At 58.8% G+C, this 23,280-nt stretch carries 20 protein-coding genes and 1 riboswitch; of the genes, 5 read left to right on the top strand and 15 right to left on the bottom strand.

The annotated features are described in order from the left end of the window. Nucleotides 1-32: 32 nt before the first annotated feature. From folA to ACW5XC_RS00085, 4 genes are all read right to left on the bottom strand, one after another. The gene (gene folA, locus ACW5XC_RS00100; protein ID WP_042054753.1) at nucleotides 33-524 is read right to left on the bottom strand and encodes a type 3 dihydrofolate reductase; all 492 of its coding nucleotides are present in this window, start codon (nucleotides 522-524) and stop codon (nucleotides 33-35) included. An 18-nt stretch (nucleotides 525-542) separates the two neighbouring features. Beyond that, nucleotides 543-1,010, bottom strand: a complete 468-nt coding sequence (locus ACW5XC_RS00095; RefSeq protein WP_042054755.1) for a threonine/serine exporter family protein — start codon at nucleotides 1,008-1,010, stop codon at nucleotides 543-545. Beyond that, nucleotides 1,007-1,804: a threonine/serine exporter family protein gene (locus tag ACW5XC_RS00090; RefSeq protein ID WP_042054756.1), complete on the bottom strand. Its 798-nt coding sequence runs from the start codon at nucleotides 1,802-1,804 to the stop codon at nucleotides 1,007-1,009. The genes ACW5XC_RS00095 and ACW5XC_RS00090 overlap by 4 nt, the downstream gene beginning before the upstream one ends. Before the next feature lie 235 nt (nucleotides 1,805-2,039). After that, nucleotides 2,040-2,375 (bottom strand): DUF3135 domain-containing protein, encoded by a 336-nt coding sequence (locus ACW5XC_RS00085; RefSeq protein ID WP_042054757.1) that lies wholly within the window; start codon nucleotides 2,373-2,375, stop codon nucleotides 2,040-2,042. Nucleotides 2,376-2,768: 393 nt separating this feature from the next. On the opposite strand from ACW5XC_RS00085, the gene mog reads away from it, so the two are divergent. Continuing rightward, nucleotides 2,769-3,299, top strand: a complete 531-nt coding sequence (gene mog, locus ACW5XC_RS00080; protein ID WP_042054758.1) for a molybdopterin adenylyltransferase — start codon at nucleotides 2,769-2,771, stop codon at nucleotides 3,297-3,299. Nucleotides 3,300-3,382: 83 nt separating this feature from the next. Here the strand turns inward: mog and ACW5XC_RS00075 are convergent, their stop codons facing one another. The 6 genes from ACW5XC_RS00075 to trmB form a co-directional block, all read right to left on the bottom strand. Further along, complete coding sequence (locus ACW5XC_RS00075; protein ID WP_005348146.1) at nucleotides 3,383-3,784, bottom strand: DUF2541 family protein; 402 nt, start codon at nucleotides 3,782-3,784, stop codon at nucleotides 3,383-3,385. Between the two features lie 167 nt (nucleotides 3,785-3,951). After that, on the bottom strand, nucleotides 3,952-4,161 hold the full coding sequence (locus ACW5XC_RS00070) for a YgdI/YgdR family lipoprotein (RefSeq protein WP_005335219.1): 210 nt from the start codon (nucleotides 4,159-4,161) through the stop codon (nucleotides 3,952-3,954). A gap of 203 nt (nucleotides 4,162-4,364) precedes the next feature. After that, nucleotides 4,365-5,660, bottom strand: coding sequence for a sulfurtransferase (locus ACW5XC_RS00065; protein WP_042054759.1), 1,296 nt, complete (start codon nucleotides 5,658-5,660; stop codon nucleotides 4,365-4,367). Between the two features lie 29 nt (nucleotides 5,661-5,689). After that, nucleotides 5,690-6,610 carry a glutaminase B gene (glsB, locus tag ACW5XC_RS00060; protein ID WP_005348151.1) on the bottom strand — a complete coding sequence of 307 codons (921 nt, stop codon included), beginning with the start codon at nucleotides 6,608-6,610 and terminating at the stop codon, nucleotides 5,690-5,692. Between the two features lie 122 nt (nucleotides 6,611-6,732). Further along, nucleotides 6,733-7,065, bottom strand: coding sequence for a YggL family protein (locus tag ACW5XC_RS00055; protein WP_005348158.1), 333 nt, complete (start codon nucleotides 7,063-7,065; stop codon nucleotides 6,733-6,735). Nucleotides 7,066-7,113: 48 nt separating this feature from the next. Continuing rightward, on the bottom strand, nucleotides 7,114-7,827 hold the full coding sequence (gene trmB / locus ACW5XC_RS00050) for a tRNA (guanosine(46)-N7)-methyltransferase TrmB (RefSeq protein WP_042054761.1): 714 nt from the start codon (nucleotides 7,825-7,827) through the stop codon (nucleotides 7,114-7,116). 349 nt (nucleotides 7,828-8,176) lie between these two features. Between trmB and ACW5XC_RS00045 the strand changes: the two genes are divergently transcribed. Further along, nucleotides 8,177-9,358, top strand: a complete 1,182-nt coding sequence (locus ACW5XC_RS00045; RefSeq protein WP_042054762.1) for an aminotransferase-like domain-containing protein — start codon at nucleotides 8,177-8,179, stop codon at nucleotides 9,356-9,358. A gap of 73 nt (nucleotides 9,359-9,431) precedes the next feature. On the opposite strand, the gene ACW5XC_RS00040 is transcribed toward ACW5XC_RS00045, so the two are convergent. Continuing rightward, nucleotides 9,432-10,961 carry an EAL domain-containing protein gene (locus ACW5XC_RS00040; RefSeq protein WP_042054773.1) on the bottom strand — a complete coding sequence of 510 codons (1,530 nt, stop codon included), beginning with the start codon at nucleotides 10,959-10,961 and terminating at the stop codon, nucleotides 9,432-9,434. Between the two features lie 253 nt (nucleotides 10,962-11,214). Here ACW5XC_RS00040 and ACW5XC_RS00035 point away from each other — a divergent pair, with 253 nt between their 5' ends. Further along, complete coding sequence (locus tag ACW5XC_RS00035) at nucleotides 11,215-12,120, top strand: TIGR01777 family oxidoreductase (protein ID WP_042054764.1); 906 nt, start codon at nucleotides 11,215-11,217, stop codon at nucleotides 12,118-12,120. Between the two features lie 127 nt (nucleotides 12,121-12,247). Here ACW5XC_RS00035 and ACW5XC_RS00030 read toward each other — a convergent pair whose 3' ends face one another. Both ACW5XC_RS00030 and ACW5XC_RS00025 read right to left on the bottom strand, forming a co-directional pair. Next, nucleotides 12,248-14,695, bottom strand: a complete 2,448-nt coding sequence (locus ACW5XC_RS00030) for an ABC transporter permease (RefSeq protein ID WP_042054774.1) — start codon at nucleotides 14,693-14,695, stop codon at nucleotides 12,248-12,250. A 36-nt stretch (nucleotides 14,696-14,731) separates the two neighbouring features. After that, a complete protein-coding gene (locus ACW5XC_RS00025) occupies nucleotides 14,732-15,427 on the bottom strand; it encodes an ABC transporter ATP-binding protein (protein ID WP_042054765.1) in 696 nt (231 codons plus the stop codon). A gap of 56 nt (nucleotides 15,428-15,483) precedes the next feature. Between ACW5XC_RS00025 and ACW5XC_RS00020 the strand changes: the two genes are divergently transcribed. Then, nucleotides 15,484-16,095: an arylesterase gene (locus ACW5XC_RS00020; RefSeq protein ID WP_042054766.1), complete on the top strand. Its 612-nt coding sequence runs from the start codon at nucleotides 15,484-15,486 to the stop codon at nucleotides 16,093-16,095. 182 nt (nucleotides 16,096-16,277) lie between these two features. Here ACW5XC_RS00020 and ACW5XC_RS00015 read toward each other — a convergent pair whose 3' ends face one another. Both ACW5XC_RS00015 and ACW5XC_RS00010 read right to left on the bottom strand, forming a co-directional pair. Then, the gene (locus ACW5XC_RS00015) at nucleotides 16,278-17,222 is read right to left on the bottom strand and encodes a chemotaxis protein CheV (protein WP_042054767.1); all 945 of its coding nucleotides are present in this window, start codon (nucleotides 17,220-17,222) and stop codon (nucleotides 16,278-16,280) included. 139 nt (nucleotides 17,223-17,361) lie between these two features. Beyond that, complete coding sequence (locus ACW5XC_RS00010) at nucleotides 17,362-20,391, bottom strand: glycosyl hydrolase family 18 protein (RefSeq protein ID WP_052451224.1); 3,030 nt, start codon at nucleotides 20,389-20,391, stop codon at nucleotides 17,362-17,364. A gap of 115 nt (nucleotides 20,392-20,506) precedes the next feature. After that, nucleotides 20,507-20,589, bottom strand: a riboswitch (cyclic di-GMP riboswitch). Between the two features lie 293 nt (nucleotides 20,590-20,882). Between ACW5XC_RS00010 and ACW5XC_RS00005 the strand changes: the two genes are divergently transcribed. After that, complete coding sequence (locus ACW5XC_RS00005) at nucleotides 20,883-23,075, top strand: ExeM/NucH family extracellular endonuclease (protein WP_042054768.1); 2,193 nt, start codon at nucleotides 20,883-20,885, stop codon at nucleotides 23,073-23,075. Nucleotides 23,076-23,280 lie beyond the last annotated feature (205 nt).

Below are 23,280 nucleotides of genomic sequence, written 5' to 3'. Positions count from 1 at the left end.
CTTGTTGTTCTTTGCCCATTAGCATTCGTCCGTCAGCGGCGCTGCCAGGTCTCGAAGCTATAGGGGTGCGGGTTCTTTTCATCGGCAGGGTGGCTCTCGCAATCAACGCGTTGCCAGTGGCCATCGTCAAAAGCAGGGAAGCGGGTATCCCCCTCCACCGCCAGATCGATGCGGGTCAGGTAGAGACAATCCGCGCTCGGCAACATCTCGGCATAGAGATGACCACCACCGATCACCATCAACTCCTCCACCGAGCTGCCTGCCAACAGCGCCAGCGCCGCCTCGACGGAGCCCACCACCTCAATGCCCTCAGCCTGATAGTCGGGATTGCGGCTGATCACCAGATTGCGCCGTCCGGGCAGCGGTCGACCGATGGATTCGAAGGTTTTGCGCCCCATCAATACCGGTTTACCGAGGGTGACACGCTTGAAGTGAGCCAGATCGGCAGGCAGATGCCAGGGCATCTGGTTGTCCTTGCCGATCACCCTGTCGTGGGCCATGGCGGCAATCATGGAAATCTTCATGGGGCCTCTCACCGTCTGTCAGATTATGGGGCGGTTACGGTACACGACCAGAGAGGGGATCGCCAAACCGAAACTGAGGGCACCGACGATAAAGAGCGCCTTGAGGCCGTTCTCCACCGCACTCTGGATCAACTCCATGGTCACGCCGTTGATGTTGAGCTCCACCACAGCAATCATGGTCTTGAACGCATAACTGCCCGGGATCATCGGAATGATGGAAGCAACGCTGAACACCGGACGCGGCGCCAGCAGACGGCGCGACCAGTAGACGCAGACAAAGCCGACCGTGGTCGCCGCCGCCAACGTCGCCCACTCGATGGGCATACCATAGTGGATCAGCAGGGTACGCAGGCTGTGGGCCAGCGCGCCGCCCATGGCGCAATATTTCAGCATCCGTGGCGGCACGTTGAACAGCATGGCAAACCCCACCGCCGGAATGGAGGACCAGAAGGCATCCTTGGTCAGTAGCCAGAGCAAATCCATCATACTTTCCACCCCCAGATCCCCGTGACCGACATGGCCAAAATGATACCTATGGCGGCGCTGATGGTCAGCAGGGTCGCGGTCCCCCAGCGGGCCAGCCCCATGTTGAAGTAGCCCTTCACCATGTCTGAGACCGCATTGATCAGCGGAAAGCCCGGCACCAGCAACAGCACGCTGGCCGCCATGGCGAGATAGGGCTGGTCACCCCAGTTGAAGAAGGTGGCGCAGGAAGAGAGCAAGGTGGCGATAAAGCCGGTGGCGGCAAAGTTGATGAGCGGGCTGTGGTGATGGCGGGCCATCAGCTGGCGCACCCGCATCGCCACGGCAGACGAGAAGCAGGTCACCAGGAAGATGGGCCAGTCACCGCCAAACAGCAGGCTAAAGGCGCCACAGGAGAGCCCCACCATGGGGACCACTAGCCAGGGGTGATAGTGAAAGGGGACGATGGCCTCGAGCCGCTGGCGCACTTCACGGGCACCGATCAGCTCTTTCTCCGCCATGATGCAGATCCGCTGGATCTCGCACACCACCTGCATATTGATGCCATGTTCGCGCACCCGCCGGGTAGTGGTGACGCAACCCCCCTGATAGAGACTGGTGAGCACGATGGCACTGGAAGAGATGGCCATCTCGACACTCTCCAGCCCCAGCGCCATCCCCAGCCGCACCGTGGTCTGCTCGATGATCCGGCTCTCCGCCCCGAACTGGGCCAACATCTGACCCACCTTGACGATAATGCGGGTGATCTCTGTCTGTTGCTCCCGCGACAACACCCGTCTTGGTGTGATACTTCTCATAATCCCTTCGAGTCGTAGCAATAAAAATTTCGGCCATATTAGCCTAACTTTTACTGTTATTCATCCACCCCTATCACAACCTGACTAATAAGTTATTACAAGAAGGAGAAAAGAAATTACATCACAAATACATTACGACTAACATTAAAAACCATAACAATCAGGCCGTCAGAAATTCCCTTTATTATGACCTCACCGATTTGGCTGAAATATCATTCAAGGGGGTTATTGCAGATTATTTACGACGTCGATAGTCCGCCAGACGGATTATTTTACCACTGCCATCGCTTTCAGGCGGAGGGTCCCCCTCTTCTCTGAACTGGCTCATTTCGCTGCGCATCACATAAAAGGATTCCCGCATCATGTTGGTAATCCGGATACAGCTATCAAGATTGTTTTTCGCCAGACGGCGCTGACCATCAATCTTGAACTGCAACCCGCGCAGACGGCGCTGCTGATCGGGGCTCGCTCGGGCCATCAACTGGTCGATCTGCTGCTCCAGAATCGCATCCAGCCGGGAGGGCTCACTCGCAGCCAACTCCTTCAGGGTGTCAAAATCAGGCAACTCCATATGCCCTCCTTGGCGACTATTGCTGGCAACACACTGCGGTACCACACCATCACGTCCCAGCCATATAAATCTGTATATACGACGCGGCTAAAAAGGGTTCAATCCATCCACTGGGGACCAAACCGGACAATGGTCACTACGAGGGTGTCTATCTATTTTAATTGTGTTTGGAAACAAGCGATTGTTTTTAATTCAGGCGAGATAAAACACTTATACATTTTAGGTTGTGATTTTCTGTTTTTTATTGCAAATAAAAATCCGGGTGGCCTTATTTTGCTTCATTCGACACTTTATTCTTCCCTCACCGACCCGCGTCATCTCCTGACGGTTTAACATATCTCACTGATTATGTTATTTTAATTGCCACTTTTATCGGACATTCAAGAGCAGACCATGAGCAAGGCAAAAATCGGTATCGTCACCGTCAGCGATCGCGCCAGCGCGGGTATCTATGAAGACCTCTCCGGCAAGGCCATCATCGACACCCTGAACGCCTATCTGACCTCGGAGTGGGAACCTGTCTATCAGGTGATCCCCGATGAGCAGGAGCAGATTGAAGCGACCCTGATCCGGCTGGCGGATGAGGAGCAGTGTTGCCTCATCGTCACCACTGGCGGCACCGGCCCGGCCAAGCGGGATGTCACGCCGGAAGCGACCGAAGCGGTATGTGATCGCATGATGCCGGGCTTTGGCGAGCTGATGCGGGCCGAATCCCTCAAGTTTGTGCCGACCGCTATTCTGTCGCGCCAGACAGCCGGACTGCGCGACGATACCCTGATCGTCAATCTGCCGGGCAAGCCCAAATCAATCCGCGAATGTCTGGATGCAGTATTCCCCGCCATCCCCTACTGCATCGATTTGATGGAAGGGCCGTATCTCGAGTGCGACGAAAGCGTCATCAAGCCGTTTCGGCCGAAAAAATAGCGAACCCGACCATAAAAAATAATGGCGAGCCACGGCTCGCCATTATTTTTAACTCATCTGTCTGCGCAGAAAAACCGCATCACTTATTTGCGGCCGAATACTTTTACACCCGCTTTGCTGCGCTCTGAATTACCGTAAACTTCGATTTTTTTCACACAACGGCGCGAGCCCAGTGATTTCCACTCGGTCTCTTTATCACTGCTCATTTCCCGATCGAAACGAATGGTCTTGGTACGATCACCGCCATAGGTCACCACCACCCGATCCAGGGTCAAATCACGCTCTGCCTTCACCTTGATATATTTGGTCTGACGGCAAATCACCAAAGGAATTGTCGCACCATGATCACCGGCTCCCAGCAAAATAGTCCGCCCCAGCGTGAACTGATCGTCACCGGCATGGCTGGCTGACGCCACCACCAGCAAGACACCACCCAGCAAGCTGCGTGCAGAAAAACGGGAATTCCAGATAGACATCAAGGACATAACACCTCCAATAAAAAATGGAGTGTGATGATAAGGGTTAAACCATAACGGAAGCTGTATCACGGCTGAATTTGCTGCGAATGTGCGGGGATCAACAGAGAAAACAGCGCGACTTTTCGGCAAAAAGAGAAGAGCCGCAGATAGCGGCCCTTGCGGCAAGAGAGCGCTTAGCGCTCCATGATTTGGGTCACGTCATCTTTCTTGATCATTACCTCGCGCCCTTCATGATCGTAATAGCGATACATGCCGGTGCTCTCGTCCAGCTTGGGTTTGCTCTCTGTGGTGATCATCTTGCCATCCTTGGTGCTCATGATGTATTGGGAGCTGCATGCCACCAGCCCCAGGGCACACACCAGGATCATCATCAGTTTTTTCATTGCGGCCTCTTCTGCGATCATCCTCACCACGAGGATGTTTCTTGAAGCCTAGTTCAATCGCACGGCACGGGATGGTGCGATGAGCAAAGCGGGATCGCCGTCAATAATCAGCGACTTAGCCTAGTTATCTGGCCGGGTGGCGAGCGCAATGAAAAAGGCCGGACATCTCTGTCCGGCCTCTTCTTTCAAGCGCAAATGCGCAATCATGACTTGGCAGGCTGGCGCTCACCGATCACGGTCGGGTTCTTGGGATCGGAACTCCACTCGTACCAACCGCCGTCGTAGACGCTGATCTGTTTCCAGTCCATCAGCCAGGCGTAGAAGAAGGCCTCGGAGGCGCGCCAGCCGGTACCGCAGTAGAACGCCGCCTGCTGGGTTGGCTCGATATTCCACTGCTCCCACATGGCTAGGATCTCACGGGCCGGCTTCATGGTGCCGTCCGGGTTGTGGAAGTCGCTCATGCTGTTGGCATCCACCCCGCCGTGACCCCACTTGGCCCCCGGGATATCGCCCTTCGGCTTGATGTAGCTGTAACCTGAGGTGTTGCCGACAAACTCGTCCCAGGTACGCACACTGACCAGTGCGCTATCGGGCTGCTTGAGCAGCTCTTTTGCCTGACTTAACGTGGTGTAGTACTCGGGGTGAGCGGGAATGGCCACGCCAAACTCCTTCACCGGCTCATATTTGTTGGGCAGACCGGTTTCGGTACGCAGGTGCTGGATAAACCAGGCATCCAGACCACCGTCCAGCAGGCGTACATCTTTCACCCCCGCATACATCATCAGGTGCGCGGCACGGGCAGCCGCCATGGTGTTGCGACCATAGAGGATGACGGTGGTGTCGTGACGAATGCCGTTATCCAGCAGCAGCTTCTTGAGCGCTTCGTCAGAGACCTTGTTCCACAGCGGCTCCTCTTCGAGGCTGTTGGTATCGATATAACCGGCCCCCGGGATGTGGCTGATGAGGTAGGCCTTGGGTGAACCCCAATCCACTTCAAACAGCTTCCAGTCACCCTTGGGCGCCGCGGCAACCGGCTTGCCCTCTTGCAGGTCCGCCAACCAGCGCGGATAGACCAGCTGCTGCCAGCGTGCCAGCGACTCGCGCGGTGCGGCTTGCCATCCTTGCAGCTCGAACAGCTGCTTGATCCCCTGCTTGCGCAGCAGACGGGCCACCTCGGCCACTTCGCGGGACGCACCGTAGAGGGCAACCGGACGATCGGCCTTCAGCCCCTTGATCTCGAGCGCCTTTGGCCACTCTTCATCGCTGTATTTCCACTCGGCAGAGAGGTTCTCGGCGCCCGCCACATGACCGCCCTGCTTCTCCCCTTCCATCGGCCACCCCTGATAGAAGTAGCTGGCGCGGGTATCCAAGATGACAGCCTGTTTGGCCTTGGCATCGGCCAGCGAGAGCGGTGGCAACTCCCCTGCCACGGCGGGCAGGGCACACCAGAGCAGTAAGGTCGCCAGCGCGGCCTGCAGGAAGCGAAGATGTCGTTTCATGGTGATTTCTCGATTCATAGTGAACAAGGTTAAAAAATGGAGCGACCCAGCCGCTCGGCCAGCAGCTCCAGCGCCGCCGTGCCCGCCAGCGAGTTACCGGCTTTGTTGAGCTCGGGCGACCAGACACAGACGCAGAGCTCGCCTGGGATCAGGGCGATGATACCGCCGCCGACACCCGATTTGCCCGGCATGCCGACACGATAGGCAAAATCGCCCGCCTCATCATAGAGACCGCAGGTGGCGAGCAGGGCGTTGACCTGCTTGGTGGTGCGGGCGGGCAGCAGCGGCACGCTCTCGCCCAGTGGCACACCACGGTTGGCCAGATAGATGAATGCCCGCGCCAGATCGACGCAGCTCATGCGGATGGCACAGGCATTGAAGTAGCTTTGCAGCACCTTGTCCACTTCGTTTTCGAAGTTGCCGTAGGCCTTCATCAGATAGGCGATGGCGGCGTTACGGGCAGAGTGCTGATATTCGGAGCGGGCGACCACCTGATCCGCCATGATGGCCGGATTGCCGGAAAGGCGACGCACCAGCTCAAGGGTACGTTGCCGCGGCGCAGTGAGGCGGGTCTCCAGCAGGTCGCTCACCACCAGCGCTCCGGCATTGATAAAGGGGTTGCGGGGAATTCCCTGCTCGAACTCGAGCTGCACCAGCGAGTTGAAGGGCTGGCCGGAGGGCTCCTTGCCAACCCGGGCCCAGATCTCCTCCTCCTGATAGAGAGTGAGTGCCAGGGTCAGGCTCAGGGCCTTGGAGATACTCTGGATGGAGAAGGGTTCAAAAGCGTCACCGGCGGTGAACAGCTCCCCCTCGACGGTACAGACTGCGATACCCAGCCGATCGGCCGGTACCTGAGCCAGTGCCGGAATGTAGTCGGCCACCTTGCCTTGTCCCAGCAACGGGCGCACCTCTTCAAGGATGCTGGCCAGTAATTCGGATGACAACACCATAAGCAATAAGCGATTCCATGACTAAAACAGCGGTGGAGATCCCATCCCCACTAACAAAAATCCCGCCAGCGGCGGGATTTTTCAGTTACCCACAACAAGGCGCCAGATGCGGCAGCCTTGTATCAGGCCGGTTCACCGTACCAGAGGTCGAACAGCTCGGTAACGACCACGGCTTCCATCCCCTTGCCTTCCAGCCAGGATTTGACGGCAGCGCGGTCTTCTTCGGTACACTTGCCCAGTTGCTGGGTGCAGATCATCCCTTCCCAGGCCAGGTGACCGGAGCCGGCAAATGCCAGTTTGCGGGGTTCAACAACCTCATCGATCATCGCATCGACTACCGCATCGATGGTCTCTTCGGCAGTGCCGACCGGGAAGTTGAAACTGATGTCGAAACCCATTTCCTGGAATTCATCGACGCGCAGTTTCTTGCGCAGGCGGCGGCTACGATTGGCCATGATAGCTCCTCAAGTTAGTTGATACGCTAGGTGTGTTGACGTGCCAGCTTAGCTGACACGCTTGAAAATCAGATCCCAAACCCCGTGGCCAAGACGGTGGCCACGTTGTTCAAATTTGGTCAGCGGACGCCAGTCCGGACGGGGCACCCAGTTGCCGGTGGCAGAGGTATTCTCGTAACCCTCGGCGGCGCTCATCACTTCCAGCATGTGCTCGGCATAGTTTTCCCAGTCGGTCGCCATGTGGAACACGCCACCGATGGCCAGCTTCTGGCGAATGTCCTGGGCAAATGCAGGCTGTACGATGCGACGCTTGTGGTGACGGCTCTTGTGCCAGGGATCCGGGAAGAAGAGCTGCAGGCAGGAGAGTGAGCCGTTCGGGATCATGTGCTCCAGCACCTCGACCGCATCGTGGCAGATCACCTTCAGATTGGTGACGCCCGCTTCCTGAGCGCTGCCCAGACAGGCACCCACGCCCGGGGAGTGTACTTCAATGCCGATGAAGTTCTTCTCGGGGGCATTCTTGGCCATCTCCACCAAAGAGGCGCCCATACCAAAGCCGATCTCCAGCACCACAGGTGCCTCGCGGCCAAACAGTGCGACCAGATCGAGCGGCTTTGGCTCGAAATCGATACCCATGACCGGCCAGAGCTCTTCCAGGGCCTTCTCCTGCCCTTTGGTCAGGCGGCCTTCGCGACGGACAAAGCTGCGGATCTTGCGCATGAACTTGCCGTCTTCGTTAAATACATCTTGGGTCACAGGCATAATGGTCTCGTTATTTCATCAATCCGGGTAATACATCTTGTGTCCGATCCCGAGCGGGACCGCTCGCGGCTCATCATTTCATCGACCCGCGAAAACAGGGGAGCGAATTATCCCAAGATAGGCCCAAGGCGCAAGTGTTTCGCGCAACAAATATTCCGGCCATCCACTTCCCTGCTCCCTCACTGGCATCACCACACCGACTAACCGTCCAATATAATCCGCAGTAGAGTCGTTCCAGCCCTTTTTTGGCGATTTTTGTGACAATCATTGCCTCATTTCTGAAATCTGATACAAACGGATAACCTGGCGGTCGAATGGAGCGACCGCCCACATGCCGAGAGAATTGTCTATGCAGCCGTTTTTTGCCCAGCGCTTCGAGAAGGTCGAGCCTTCCTTTATCCGTGAAATCCTCAAAGTTGCCGCCAATCCGGAGATCATCTCCTTCGCCGGTGGTCTGCCCAATCCTCACCTGTTTCCGGTCAAGGCGATCGACCAGGCCTGTCAGGATGTACTGCGCGAACAGGGGGCTGCTGCCCTGCAATATGCGGCGACCGAGGGCTTCGCCCCGCTGCGCCAGTATATTGCCGACCGCTATCTGGCCCGCCACGGCATGCAGGTCAATCCGGACAACATCCTCATCACCAGCGGCTCCCAGCAGGCGCTGGATCTGCTGGGCAAGGTGCTGATCGACGAGGGTCAGGATCTCATCATCGAAGAGCCGGGTTACCTTGGCGCTATTCAGGCCTTTTCTGTCTACCAGCCCACCTTCAAGCCGATCACCCTTGAAGAAGAGGGTCTGGACCTGGCGGCGCTGGATGCGCTGCTGGCAAGCGGATCCAGTGCCAAGCTGCTCTACGGCGTGCCCAACTTCCAGAACCCGAGCGGTGTCTCCTACAGCCGTGCCAACCGCGAGGCACTGGCCGAGCGACTGGTGCGCCACGAGCTGTTGATGGTGGAAGATGATCCCTACGGCGAGCTGCGCTTCGAAGGGGAGCATCTGCCCCCCATCGCCAAACTGGCGCCAAACAATACCGTGCTGCTCGGCTCCTTCTCCAAGACCGTAGTGCCCGCCTTCCGTCTGGGCTGGATGGTGATGCCGGACTGGCTGCGCAAGAAGGTGACCATCGCCAAGCAGGCGACCGATCTGCACAGCAACGCCTTCAGCCAGCAGGTGCTGCACCGCTTCCTGACCGACAACTCCCTCGACGCTCACTTGGAGAAGATCAAGGAGGTCTATGGCCGCCAGCGCGCTGCCATGGAGGCCGCTTTGGCCCGTCACTGCCCGCCCAGCGTCAGCTACACCCGACCGGAAGGGGGCATGTTCCTCTGGCTGACTCTGCCAGCCCACATCAGTGCCATGGCGCTGTTTGACGAGGCGATCAAGGAGAAGGTGGCCTTCGTACCCGGCGCCCCCTTCTACGTGCGCCCCGAGATCAAGAACACCCTGCGCCTGAGCTTCTCCTGCGTCGATGAAGCGACCATTGAAGAGGGGGTCAAACGCTTGGCCCGCGCCCTCCAGCGCATGCTCTGATCGCCCAAGCCAAACCGTATCAACAAAAAACCAGCGAGCGATCGCTGGTTTTTTATGCTCCCCATTAAACCGTTCAGCCAAATAGGGTCTTGCAAAACTGCTTCATCGGAATGGGACGGCTGTAACGATACCCTTGCAGATAGTCAACGTGGCGCGCCCGCAGGTAGTCCGCCTGCGACTGCTTCTCGACCCCCTCAGCGATCAGGATCAATTCAAGTCGCTTCGCCAGATCAATCACGTTTTCAACGATATGGCTGGAGAGTGCATCCGTGCCGATCATCTCTACAAAGCTCCGGTCAATCTTGATTGCATCGACCTGAAACTGTTGCAGATAGGTGAGACTGGAGTGACCGGTGCCAAAATCATCGATAGAGATCAACACGCCCAGTTTGCGCAATTCGGCAAACATCTGAGCCGTTGTCTCATCAGCCACCAGCAGTTCACGCTCAGTCAGCTCCAGCCCCAAATCAACGGGATTGTCCTTAAACGCGTCGAGAAACGCCTTGCAGTCAGCCAACAGGTCGAGATCCTGAAAGTGCTTGGCGCTGATATTGAAGCAAAAATGGAACTTGGCCGGCAGCTTGCGGGCATAAGGGGAGAAGTGGTCGCGCACCTGCGCCATCAACAGGCTGGTCATGGGCACGATCAGCCCGCTATCTTCCGCCAGCGGAATAAAGCGATCCGGCGAGATCATCCCCTGCTTGGGATGCTGCCAGCGCATCAGCACCTCACAGCCACGCCACTGCTCATCCTCACCTGAGACCACCGGCTGCAGGTAGGGGATAAACTCCTCTTCGATCAACGCCCGCTTGAGCTCCTCCGCTGGTGAGCTGCTACGCCCCATCAGCCTGAAGGTGCCGAATCCAATCAGCAGCGCCAGCAGCGGAGAGAGGAACAAGGTATATCTGGAGTAGCGCCATGCGTGACTCCAGTAGTCATGCACCGTGACCCGGGTGACGACCTGATAGGGGAAATCGGCCGAAGCGAGGGCAATATAACCCTCTTCTGTCGGAGAGGGCGCCGCCCCGACCTGACCTGAGCCAAACAGAGCCCTCTGCCCCACCACGAGAGCCATCAGGGAGTTCTTGCTGGAGATCTCCAGGGTATTGCGCAGGTAGTAGCCATCTACACCGATCAGCACACTCCCCTTGTCCGTTTCATGACGCAGCACGATCAAGGGGCGATCCGGTGTGACCTCATTGCCAGGCAGCAGTTGCAACCTGCCATCCACATAGCGGTCGGGATTGAAGGGGCCATCGTAGTCACCATAGAGCGAGGTGCAATAGATGTGGCTGCCTACAGCCAGATTGGCGGAACGGACATAAGGCACCGTGGCCACCTGTTCGCGCAGCAGTTGTGCCGCCTCCTTGCAGGAGTGACCAAGCATCCCCTCCACATTGATGGCCGCCTGCTGGGCATGGCCGATGGAGCGCTCAAACATCACACGGGCATGCTGCAACCGTGAATCGGCATCACGCTCTGTCTCCGTCACCGTCTGCCAGATAACGGCAATAACCCCCAGCAGCAGGATTCCGCCCCCCATCAGCAGCGCCAGCAGAATCCTCGAGTAAAGCTGACGAAGTTTCAAACGACGAAATGGCATAGCGGCCTCTTTGATGCTCGGATGATGGGTGACAGCCTCGTTGGACAGGCGAAAAGGGTCGCCATAATAGCGATTGTTCAACAAATCTCCACCCAACAAAAATCAATCAATTCAAACTATTGTTGAACAATATCTGGTAAGAAAAAGATAGAGTTAAAACCAGTCTAGTGAACAACACATGCCAAGCTCGTCCACTTGTTGCAGGAGGACGACGCCATTAGAGTAGAGCAAACGGCAGCAGGAGCGTGCAGCGATGAAGATTCTTATTACCGGAGGAACCGGCTTTATCGGCCGCAAGCTGGTTGCCCATCTCAAGGTCAATCACGAGGTCGTGGTCTTGAGCAGGCAGGGGAGCCGCGCCTACTCCCTGCTCGGTCACGATATCAAGGTATTGGATAACCTCGACCGGCTCGATGACCTCAATGACGTGGACGCGGTGATCAATCTGGCCGGCGAACCCATCGCCGCCGGACGCTGGAGCGAGTCGCGCAAACAGCTGCTCTGCGATAGCCGCTGGCTGTTGACCGAGCAGCTGGTGGATCTCATCAAGCTATCCAGCACGCCGCCCAAGGTGCTGATCAACGCCTCCGCCATCGGCTGGTATGGCAGACAGGGCACCGAAACCCTCGATGAGCAGTGCCGCTCTCCCAACGACGAGTTTACCCACCAGCTCTGCCAGCAGTGGGAAACCCTGGCGCAGGAGGCCCAGAGCCGCCAAACCCGGGTCTGTATCGTGCGGATCGGGCTGGTGCTTGGCATGGATGGCGGCGCCCTGCCCAAAATGCTCCCCCCCTACCGACTCGGACTCGGCGGCCCCATGGGATCGGGCAGCCAGATGATGAGCTGGATCCATGTGCAGGATCTGGTGCGCGCCATGCTGTTCTTGCTGGATCACGAAGAGTGCAGCGGCATTTTCAACGGCACTGCGCCCCATCCGGTCAGCAACCGGGAGTTTAGCCAGACCCTTGCCACCACGCTGCACCGTCCACACCTCTTCTTCGTCCCGGCTCCGCTGTTGCAACTGGTGATGGGGGAGGCGGCAGATCTGCTGCTGACCGGACAAAAGGTGATACCAGCACGGCTGAAACAGGCCGGTTTTCACTTCAGCTATCCCGAGCTGCCGAGCGCCCTCACCAATCTGCTGCGTGAGCCCCGCTAACTCACACCCGCTCGCGGCGTCTGCTCGTCAGCACCTCGCATAACAAGCAGCCCGGCCAATGGCTGGGCTGCTTGTTTATGGTGGCTGCGCTATTGCACCTTGTGTGCATCGGCTCGCGCTGGCGGGATTACAACAGTCCCTGACCCAGCCCTCGCAGCCGATCGCTCAGGGTGCCAGCCAGCAGCTGGCGCTGCATCCCCTGCCCCGCCAGCGTCACCAGCAAGGCCCCCAGCGTCGGCAGGCCGAGCCAGATGGCCCAGTGGAACTGCCACTGCCCCTCGAACCACCACCACTGCAGGCCAAAGGAGCAGAGCTCCACCACCATGGCGGCACAGAGCCCCGCCAGCGCACCACTGGCCACCAACTCCCAGCGCAGCATCTTTTTCAGTAGTTCGCTACTGGCCCCCAAGGTGCGCATCAACAGCAGCTCGCGCCGACGCTGGGCCATGCTGGCCTGGGTCTGGGTCAGCAGCACCAGCAGCGCGGCCACTGTCACCAGCCCCAGCATCAGCGCCAGCGCCCGGCTCACCTGCTCCGATACCTGAGTAAGCCGCGCAATCAGGTCATCCACATCGATAAGGCTCACCGTGGGGTGACGGCGGATCAACTCCACCTCGGCAGTGCGCCCCGCATCGGGCAATCGGTAACTACCAAGCCAGGTACGGGAGAAGGGTGCCAGCAGATCCTCGGAGAAGATCATGTAGAAGTTGGGACGCATATTGTCCCACTTGATGCTGCGCAGACTGGTGACCCTGGCGCCAAAGCTGCGCCCCTCGATGGTAAAGGCGAGCATGTCCCCCAGCTTGATATCGAGCCGCTTGGCCAGCTCGCTATCCACCGACACCTCGCCGGGTCCGGCAAGCCATTTCCCGGCCACCAGCTTGTTGTCGATTGGCAGGGTTGTTGTGGTAGTGAAGTTGAGCTCCCGATCGACCCCCTCGCGGCCACTGCTGGCCCCCTCGCCCACCGCCTCACCGGCGATATGGGTCAGCCTGCCACGCACCATGGGATAGAAATCGGAAGTGGTGGCCCCGGCTGCCGCCAGCTCGCTCAGGATCCCCTCCCGCTCGTTCTCGGCCACATTGACCAGAAAACGGTTGGGCGCATCGACGGGGAGACGTGCCGAAAACTCATCCAGCAGATCGACCCGGGCCACCCAGAGCAAGCCAAACAGCATCAGCGCCAACGCAAAGCCCGCCAGCTGAAACAGGCCACTGCTGCGCTCGCGCGACAGGTGGGCCAGCGCCAACCGCAAGGCATGAGGCCCGCTCACTCTCGCTCCCAGCCGCAACATCAGCGCCGCCAGCAGGGCCAGCAGCCCCATCAGCAAGCCCATGCCCCCCACCAGACCCAGCGCCAGCCGTACATCGGCGGTAAAGCCCCAGACCAGCGCAAACAGCCCGAACAGGCCGACCGGCAGGGCCAGCCAGGGGGGAATCCCCGCCTCCAGCTCCCGGCGCAATACCCGCAGCGGCGGCACTTTCAGCAGCCGCAAGAAGGGCACAAAAGCGAGCAGCAGGGTGATAAAGAGCGCCACCGCCACTCCCAGCGCAAAGGGTCGCCAGGAGGGGGGTGGCAGATCCGGCGGCAGCAGGTCCCCCAGCAGTTGCAAGGTGATCCACTGCATGGCTGTGCCCGCCACCAGACCCAGCAACGCACCGATCAGCGTCAGCGACAGCAGCAGGGTTCCCATCAGTTGCCAGAGCGAGCGACGGGATGCCCCCAGGGTCTTGAGCAGCGCCACCATATTGGTCTGGCGCTCGGCAAAGTGGCGCACCGCAATCCCCATCGCCAACGCCCCTAGCAACACCCCGCTTAACGAGGCAAGCCGGAAGAAACGTTCGGCATTGGCCAGCGAACGGCCCACTTGGGATTCGCTGTCATCCGGTTTGATCCACTTCTGTCCGGCCTGCAATTGCGGCAACAACCATTGCTCGTAACGGGCCAGCGACTCTCGCGGCCCCTTGAACAGATAGCGCCACTGCTGGCGGCTGCCGGGAAGCAGGGCGCCGGTCGCCTCGATATCGGCACTGTGGATCAGCGCCCGCGGCGCCAGCAGGAAGGGGCTGAAGCCCTGATCCGGCTCCTCGCCAAGCAGGCCTGCCACCTTGAGCACCGTATTACCCACCTCCAGCTCATCCCCCGTTTTAGCCTTAAGCAGCTGCATCACCCGGGCGGAGAGCCAGATCTCGCCGGGAGCCGGGGCGCGGGCAGGTTCCAGAGTGAGCTTGCCGTAGAAAGGGAAACCGTCGGGCACCGCCCGAATGGAGGCAAGCTGCAACGCATCACCGTGAAACAGCATGCTGTTGAAGCTGACGGTGGTCTGCACCGCCAAGCCATCCTGTTTCGCTCGGGCCAGCCAGCCATCCGGCAGCGCAGCGGCAGTGCGCAACACCCGATCCGCTCCGATAAAGTCGCGGCCCGACGCCTTGAGTCCGGCATCGAGCCGATCCGCTACCAGCGCCACACTCAAGACGCACGCCACGCTAAGCGCTAGCGCCAGCACAAACCAGCGCAGTTCGCCGCTGAAACCTTCCCGGCGAAGCAGTCGCCATCCCAATCGCCACTGCATCATCCCTTGCATCTCCCACCTGACCCGCAGCTCACCCCGTTACACCACATCATGGGGCACCTCGCGCTCCAGCCGACCCGCCGTCATGACCACTTGCCGCTGGCAGCGTTCGGCCAGCTGATGGTCATGGGTTACCACCACCAGCGTGGTGCCGTGCTTGCGATTGAGTTCAAACAGCAGCTCGATCACCTTCTCGCCGGTCTTGCTGTCGAGGTTGCCGGTCGGCTCGTCCGCCAGCAGCAGGCTTGGACGGGTCATAAAGGCGCGGGCGATGGCCACCCGCTGCTGCTCACCGCCTGAGAGCCGTGGCGGCAGATGGTGCAACCGCTCGCCAAGCCCGACCGCGGCCAACAGCTCGCGAGCTCTTGGTTCGCAATCACGCTCGCCGCGCAGCTCGGCGGGCAGCATCACATTCTCCAGCGCCGTCATGGTCGGGAGCAGCAGGAACGACTGGAACACAAAGCCGATCTGCTCGGCACGCAATCTGGCCCTCCCCTCTTCATCCAGCTCGCCAAGGGATTTGCCGAGGATTTCGATATCCCCCTGACTCGGCAGATCGAGCCCGGCCAGCAGCCCCAGCAGGGTGGACTTGCCGGAGCCGGAGGCGCCGACCAGTGCCACCGTCTCGCCGCTATTGACTTGCAGATCGATCCCTTCAAGGATGGAGAGGCTTTCCTGGCCGAGGCGAACCGATTTGCCGAGGCCCTTGACGACAATAATGGGGGTTGAACTCATGCTCTGTATCCTTTGTTCCAATCCCTTGATGACAATCCATAGCGGGAGTTGAATTGATGGTGCGTATTCTGTTTGCCTTGTTCGTTGGCCTCGGCAGCCTGCTCTCGTCGGCTCAGGCCCAAACCCTGCTGGTGCTGGGAGACAGCCTGAGCGCCGGCTATCAAATGCAGGTTGAGCAGAGCTGGCCCGCCCTGCTCAACCAGAAATGGCAGGAGGAGGGTGGCAAACACACTCTGCTCAATGCCAGCATCAGTGGTGAAACGACCCAAGGGGCGCTGGCCCGTCTGCCCGCTCTGCTGAAGGAGCACAAGCCAGACTGGCTGCTGATCGAACTGGGAGGCAACGACGGCCTGCGCGGCTTCGCACCGACCATTACCCGCCAAAATCTGGCCAGCATGATCGCGCTCGCCAAGGAGCAGCAGACCCTTGTGGTGTTGACCCAAATCCAGCTGCCCCGCAACTACGGTGCCCGCTATCTGCGCCAGTTCGAACAGATCTTTCCCGAGTTGGCCCAGGCTAACGATCTGCCCTTGCTGCCCTTCTTTATGGATGATATTGCGCTGCGCCCTGAACTTATGATGAACGATGGTATTCATCCCACCCCGGCGGCCCAGCCACAAATCCGCGATAAAGTCGCCCGCTTTATGGAGCCGCTGCTTAGCCAATAAGCCCGCCGTCTATCACCAATATCCCATAACAAAATATCCCGCCAAAATCGGATGTTTTGAATGGTCGACGATCTCTGCGTGGCACCTTGCTTCAACCTATCCATCGCCAATACCCAATAACAACACATCCCGCCGAAGCGGGATGTGTTGTTATTGATTTAGCATAACCGGCAGACAGCTTCTCAGCTTTCCAGCACCTGGCGCAGCCGCTCCTGGGCCACGCCGACCAACAAGTCGGGCTGGAATTTGGAGATAAAGCGGTCGCACCCCACCTTCTTGACCATGGCTTCGTTGAAGTTGCCGCTCAGGGAGGTGTTGAGGGTGATAAAGAGATCGGACATGCGCGGATCGCTGCGCACCTCGTGGGTCAGGCGGTAGCCGTCCATCTCCGGCATCTCGGCATCGGTGATCATCAGCAGGATCTCGTCGGTCACCTTCTTGCCAGCATCGCACCATCCCTTGAGCAGGGTCAGCGCCTGCAAACCATCCTGACACTCGATCACCTCGAGCCCAAGCTGACCCAGGGTCTCGCGCACCAGATTGCGGGCGGTGCTGGAGTCATCGACGATCAGCACTTTGCGGCCATGCATCTCGGGCAGGATCTCCCGGTCCAGCACCTCCTCGGAGATGCGGATGTCATAGGTGATGATCTCCGCCAGCACCTTCTCCACATCGATAATCTCGACGATCTGCTCCACTCCATCTTCGGGAATGCGGGTGATGGCAGTGAGGTAGTTGGCGCGCCCAGCGGAGCGCGGCGGCGGCAGGATGTCCTTCCAGGTCATATTGACAATATTGGCCACCTGCCCCACCAGAAAGCCCTGAATGGAACGGTTATATTCGGTGATAATGAGGTTGGATTCACTATCGATGGGCATGGGGCGCATACCGATGGCGCTGCGCAGGTTGATCACCGGGATCGAGGTACCGCGGATATTAGCCACCCCGCTGATGTTATGGTGGGAGCCCGGCATCTTGCTCAGATGGGGCAACTTGACCACTTCCCGTACCTTGAAGACGTTGATGGCGAACATCTGACGGGTGCCGAGACGAAACATCAACAACTCGAGGCGGTTTTCACCCACCAGTTGAGTTCGTTGATCAACGGAATCCAATATACTCGCCATACGCTGATATCCATCTGATTATTAATCGACTCTATTATAGAGGCTGCCCGCCAGGAAAGGCAGGCGCATTTTCAACCAGAGCGACCAACCAGACAAAAAAAGTGAGGCCGAAGCCTCACTTATCTCATTGATTTTAAAATCAATAGCTACAGACAGACTTCCAGCTGCCATCGGTTGCCTTGGGCTCGCTGCTGGTCCACCAGTTTGCTTGCCACACTACCTTGTTATGGGTAATGCGATCGCCGCCATTGGCATGATCCCCCTGCGGCCAGCTCGGATAGGCCTTGTAGGCCGCCGGATTGACGTTCTGGCTGCTGCAGCTGGTACCCGGGTTCTCGCCGCCACCCGAGCCCAGCACGGCCTCCGGCAGGGTCGGGAACTCGGCCTTGAGACCAATGGTCTGGCTGCCGCTGATGATGCGCATGCCGCTTGGCACGCCAGCGGCGGGCAGGTAGTAGGTCATGGCGACTTCAATCTCGGCCCCTGGCGCCAGAGTCTGCCAGCCCGGCAGGTTCATGGCGACCTTGTGGAAGTCCTTCTCGTTGGCAATGCCTTCCGAGTTGTCGTTGCCACCGCTCTCCACCACTTTCAGCCCCATGCCACTCTGATCCGTGATGGTGTCAGAGGTGGAGGTGGGTACCAGAAACTCGATGCGCGCGCCGCCCGGAATGGTCTGGGTCGACTTGTTGATCAGCTTGAGTTTCGGGTTGATCGGGTAGTTGGAGTCCCCTTCCTTGAAGCCGGAGAGGCTGACCTGGATATCGAGCTGGGCGCTCGGCGCGGCCAGATCGTTTTGCTTGGTGTTGTACGGAGTTGCCTTGGCAAACTTCTCATAAGCCAGGGTGGTCAGGGTACTGCCCATGCCGTACTCGTTCTTGGCCGGATCGAAGGCGTAATCACCCGCCATCTCCCAGAACATCACGCCACCCAGACCGCGCTTGATGATGTAGTCGAGCTTGTGGCCCATGGACTCTTCATCTTCGGTTGAGAGGAACACCTTCTTCTCTTCATTCCACAACCAGGGCGCGTGTGCCTTGTCATCGTAGTAACGCACATACTTGCCCTGCATCACGTGAGCCGGATTGTTGGGATCCAGACCCCAGGCAGTGCCATAACTCGGCAGCGTGGTGATGCCGAGGCTGGCTGCATGCTCCAGGTTTTTGGCATGCCACATGGGCACGGCGCCACCGCCGATCTCTTTGCCGTTCTTGTCCAGATCATGCCAGATGTTGTCGATGCCGACCGCCCCGTTACCGCACGGAATGGTACTGCCACCTGTGCCCGGCTGGCACTCGTTCTGGCTCGGCAGGGCTGCCTTGCCACCCAACCCATGACTGCCACCGCTCACCCCCTGCCAACCGCGGGTGTAATAGGGCACGCCAACGTTGATCTTGCCAGCCGCCAGCGCACCGCGGAAGTAGTGGGCAGACCAGGCCGCGTTGAGGTAACCGATACCGCCAAACTGGGTCTGGGTATAGACGCCCCAGTGGGAGAGCTCGGGGTCGGCATTGTTGTCGAACAGGGCCGCGTTGTGACCGACAAAGTGGTTCCAGGCACCGTGGAAGTCATAGGTCATCAGGTTGACGTAGTCGAGGTACCGGGTGACCTGGAAGTTCTCCATCCCGCGCAGCAGATAGGCCGAGGCCGGTGAGGCGATGGTCAGCATATACTTGCGGCCATCTTCGTTACCGGCGTTGTCGAGCCGCGCCCGCAAGGTCTTCATCAGCACCTCGTAGTTGGCAAACAGCTTGGCCCGGCACTGGTTGGAGAGCGGGAAGTCGTTGGGATTGCCCGCATCCTTCATCGAGGTGGGGTATTCGTAGTCGATATCGACCCCGTCAAAACCGTACTGGCGGATAAAGCTCACCGCCGAGTCAGCCAGGGTGTTGATACCGGCAGTATTGACCGAGCAGTCACCCTTGGTAGTGGCAGTGTAGAAACCGCGGGTATCGGCCCAGCCCCCGACCGAGATGAGGGTCTTCACGTCCGGATACTGCTTCTTGTACTTCGACAGCAGGTTGAAGTGGCCCTTGTAGGCGAATTCAGGATCCATCTCGGCACCCGGCACGCCATCCCAGGTCATCTTGGTGGCTGCATCGTCCACCTTGATGGTGTGGCTCTGCTCATCCACCGCCGCGAAGGCGTAGTTGATGTGGGTGATCTTGTTCCAGGGGATGTCGCTCACCAGATAGGCGGGCAGGCCGTTCTTGCCGGTGCGCCAGGAGGTGAAGTAGCCGATGACCCGGCGGGCATGGTCATCCCCCATGCACTCGTAACCATCCGGGCGATAGATCTGGCGAATGTCACAAGAGAGGTTGCCACCGGTGGGCGGCAGCGCGGCCTCCTCGACATTGACGGTCACCGCCGCCGACTCGCCGCTCAGGTTGGTCTTGTCAGTGGCCACCAGCTTGAGGGCAGCACTGCCTTTGGCATCCGGTGTCCAGTTCACCTGCCAGGGGGCAGTGGTATCTTCGCCCACCTTCTTGCCGTCGACATAGAGCTCGACTTTGGCCACATCGTTGTTGGCATCGGTAACGTTGCCACTCACCGCCACACTGCGACCCAGCGTCACCTTGGCGCCATTGGCCGGGCTGCTGATGCTCGCCTTGGGCGCCTCTGGCGCCACCACGGCGGCGACGTTGAAGCTCGAATCCGCTTCGCTCAGCACCTTGCCATCTTTATCCAGCGCGCGAGCTTTGAGGGTATGCCCCCCCACTCCGGCGGCGCTCCAGCTGGCACTCCAGGGCGAGGCGCTTGCCGTGGCAACCAGCTTGCCGTCGACAAGATATTCCACCCGGGCCAAGGCCGTTACCGGGCCGCTCAGGCTCACCGCCAGCGCCACGCTGGCTCCTTCGTTGAAACTGGCACCAGCAGCTGGCGAGCTGACGGCTACGCCGAGTGCAGGAGGGGGCACCTCGCCACCATAGGGCTTCCAGGCATCTGCCCAAACCACACCTACCCCCGGCTCATAGTGATAGGGGGATGCCCCGCACCAGCCTGAATAGGGAAATTCTTTGCACTCGTAGAGGGCACCGACGTTGCTGACGATATCGCCAGCCTTGTAGGCAGTACCGGATTTATAGGCGGGATAAGCGGCCTGAGCCCAGGCGGGCGCAGCCGCAAGGGCGACCAGCATGGCAAGCCTGCTGGGTCTGAAAAGCTGTTGCATATTGTTATCTTCCTTGTTTTGTCTTGGCTTGGTCACCAAGGCAAAGAACAATCGCAACCTGCATGATGGGCGCAGACAACTGGCAATGGACCTGCCACAAAAACCACCCCTCACCCAGGGAAACCCCGCTATCTGGATCCACGATCGAGACCGGAAGCATTGCGCCCCGGCATCACTGCCGGTTTGCCCTTTACCTGGGTTCCGTGAGGAACGAACCCAGTATAGGAAGGCGACAAGATCCCCTCAATCTTTATTCTCAAAGAGAATTATCCCCTGCCACGAAAGCGTCATGATCACAGGGTTAAAATTGATTGAATTATCAAAAAAATCATATCGTTATTGGGATCATAAAAACGCTTTCCCACACCTTCCCAGATTCATTTAATGTGCGTTGGCTCACTGGTATGACATGCCAGAAATGTGACAATGCGCGCCCTTGGTCAACGAGCCAAGGCTATGGAATCACTGGCAAAAATAAAAAAGGAACACCTATGAAAGGTACTCGTACCCTGCTGTCGCTGGCCGTGGGGCTGGCACTTGCATCCTCAGGCGCCCATGCGGCATTTGTCTGCCCGTCCGATCCGGCTCAACTCACCCCCATCCCGACCATTCAGGGCACAGGCTCCGCCAGCGCGCTGGCCACCCAGACCGTGACCGACAAGAACGGCAATGTGACCGGTAAAATCAGCACGGGCACCTTCAACGTTCGCGGTATCGTGACGACGCTGGGCCAAAGCCTGACCAAGGGTTTCTATCTGACCGACCCGGTGGGCGATGGCAATGCGGCCACCTCTGATGGCATCTTTGTCTATCTGAACGACAAGGACTTCGCGACCAAATATAAAGACGTCAAACCGGGGAGCGAAGTCTGTCTGGAAGCACAGGTGCAAGAATTTTACGGCGGCACCCAGCTGACCCCGTTAGTCGACAAGGCCACCAAAAAAGCCCACTTGCAAGTCACCGCACAAGGGCTGAATGTGCCGACCAGCGTACTGCAGGTCAATGAAGGGGAGACGCTGGCGCAAGCGCTCAATCGCCACGAAGGGATGCGGGTACGTCTTGACAGCAGCAGTGACCTGCACCTGACCCGCAACTACGGCTTCGACTACAAGGTCTATCGCAACAACGTAGAGTTGGCCCACAAAACCCCGCTGATCAAACCGACCCAACTTCATGTTGCCAACAGTGCGGACGCTGTCGCACTGGCCACCAAAAATGGCAGCAACCGTCTGGTGGTAGAGTCCGATAACAACAAAGTACCGGATGGCGTACTGCCCTGGTTCCCGAGCTGGGATGCCGATCAGGGATATCTGCGCATCGGTGATCAACTGACCGGGCTGGAGGGGGTAATCGTCTATAACAAAGATGCCTTCCGTCTGGTAGTACCGAGCAATGTCACCCTGACTGCCGGTGCTCTGCTGCGCAGCCCTGAAGAGGATCGTCAAGACGCGCCGGCTCGCCTCGCTGGCAGCGATCTGCGGATCGGCAGCTTCAACGTGCTCAACTACTTCACCAGCCACTCCAGCATTGGCGGTGCACTCAATATCCTGTGCAAGGATCAGGCGGATGCCGACAACGCCAAAGGTTGCAACCGGGGAGCCAAGAGCCAGCCCGAGTTCGAGAAGCAGCGCACCAAGATCGTCAATGCCATTACCGCAATGGATGCCGATCTGCTCGGCCTGATGGAGATGGAGAACAACGGCTTCGAGGATAACTCGGCCCTCCACAATCTGGTGACCCGCCTCAACGAACAGCAGAAGGATGCGAGCAAACACTACGCCTATGTGCGTCTGCCGGTCACTGCACTTACCGATGGCAAGTTCTTCGGCGGCGACGCCATCATGGTGGCGATGATCTACCGCCCTGCCCTGCTCACCCCCAGCGGAGATGCCAGCGTCATCAAGCTGCCGGAGCAGCGCTACACCACTGGTGGTGTAGCCAAGACAGCTGGTCAGCGCGATTCTCTGGTTCAGACCTTCACCCTCGCCAAGAGCAAGGAGCCGCTGACGCTGGTGGTCAACCACCTCAAATCCAAGGGGTCAGGCTGCTACGAAAATGGCGATGGCAAGACAGAACCGGCCGACCTGCAGGGCAAGTGTACCGAGTTCCGCGTGAGCGCGGCCAAGGTGCTGGGTGAAGCGGTCAGCAAACTGCCGGGCCAGGTGCTGCTGGTTGGCGACTTCAACTCCTACGCCAAGGAAGATCCAATCCGGGTACTGACCGACTACAACCCGGCCACCAGCGAGCGGAAGATCGTATCGGCCTCCCACACTTTTATCGGTGAGCAGTCCTATGAACAGCTCGGTCGCGAAGTGACTCGCAGCTACGGCCTGATCGATCTCAACGTCAAATTCAACAAGGAGAAAGCCATCTCCTACAGCTACGACGGGGAGCTGGGCACCCTGGACTACGCCCTCGCCAACCCGGCGCTGGCCAGCAAGGTGGCTGGTGTCGCCGACTGGCACATCAACTCCTTCGAGAGCTCCCTGTTCGAATACGGCAGCCAGTACACCGGCACATTGCTCAAGTCTGACAACCCCTTCAGTGCCTCCGACCATGACCCCATCATCGTCGACCTGAGACTGGAGAGCGATGCCACCAAACCGGACACCTCCTCAGGCGGTGGTGCTCTGGGACTCGGCCTGCTGGCCCTGTTGCCGCTGGCTTGGCGACGTCGCCGTTAACCACTGGCGTATCTGAATAGTGCAAGCAAAGCCCGCGACTCTCGCGGGCTTTTTCATTCAGGTCATTGGATTTACAAATGAAAGGCGCGGACGTATGGAGAAAATAAATGATGGATGTCTAGTCCTGAAATAGGTTTACACATTTTCAACTAGCATTTCTCTACTCAGAACCCCCTATGTACCGCATCGGGGGTTCTGTATTTCA

The organism is Aeromonas sp. 25-AL00135 (assembly GCF_054052385.1).
Note: the sequence above shows the minus strand (reverse complement) of the source record. Positions and strands in the feature narration are given on the sequence as shown.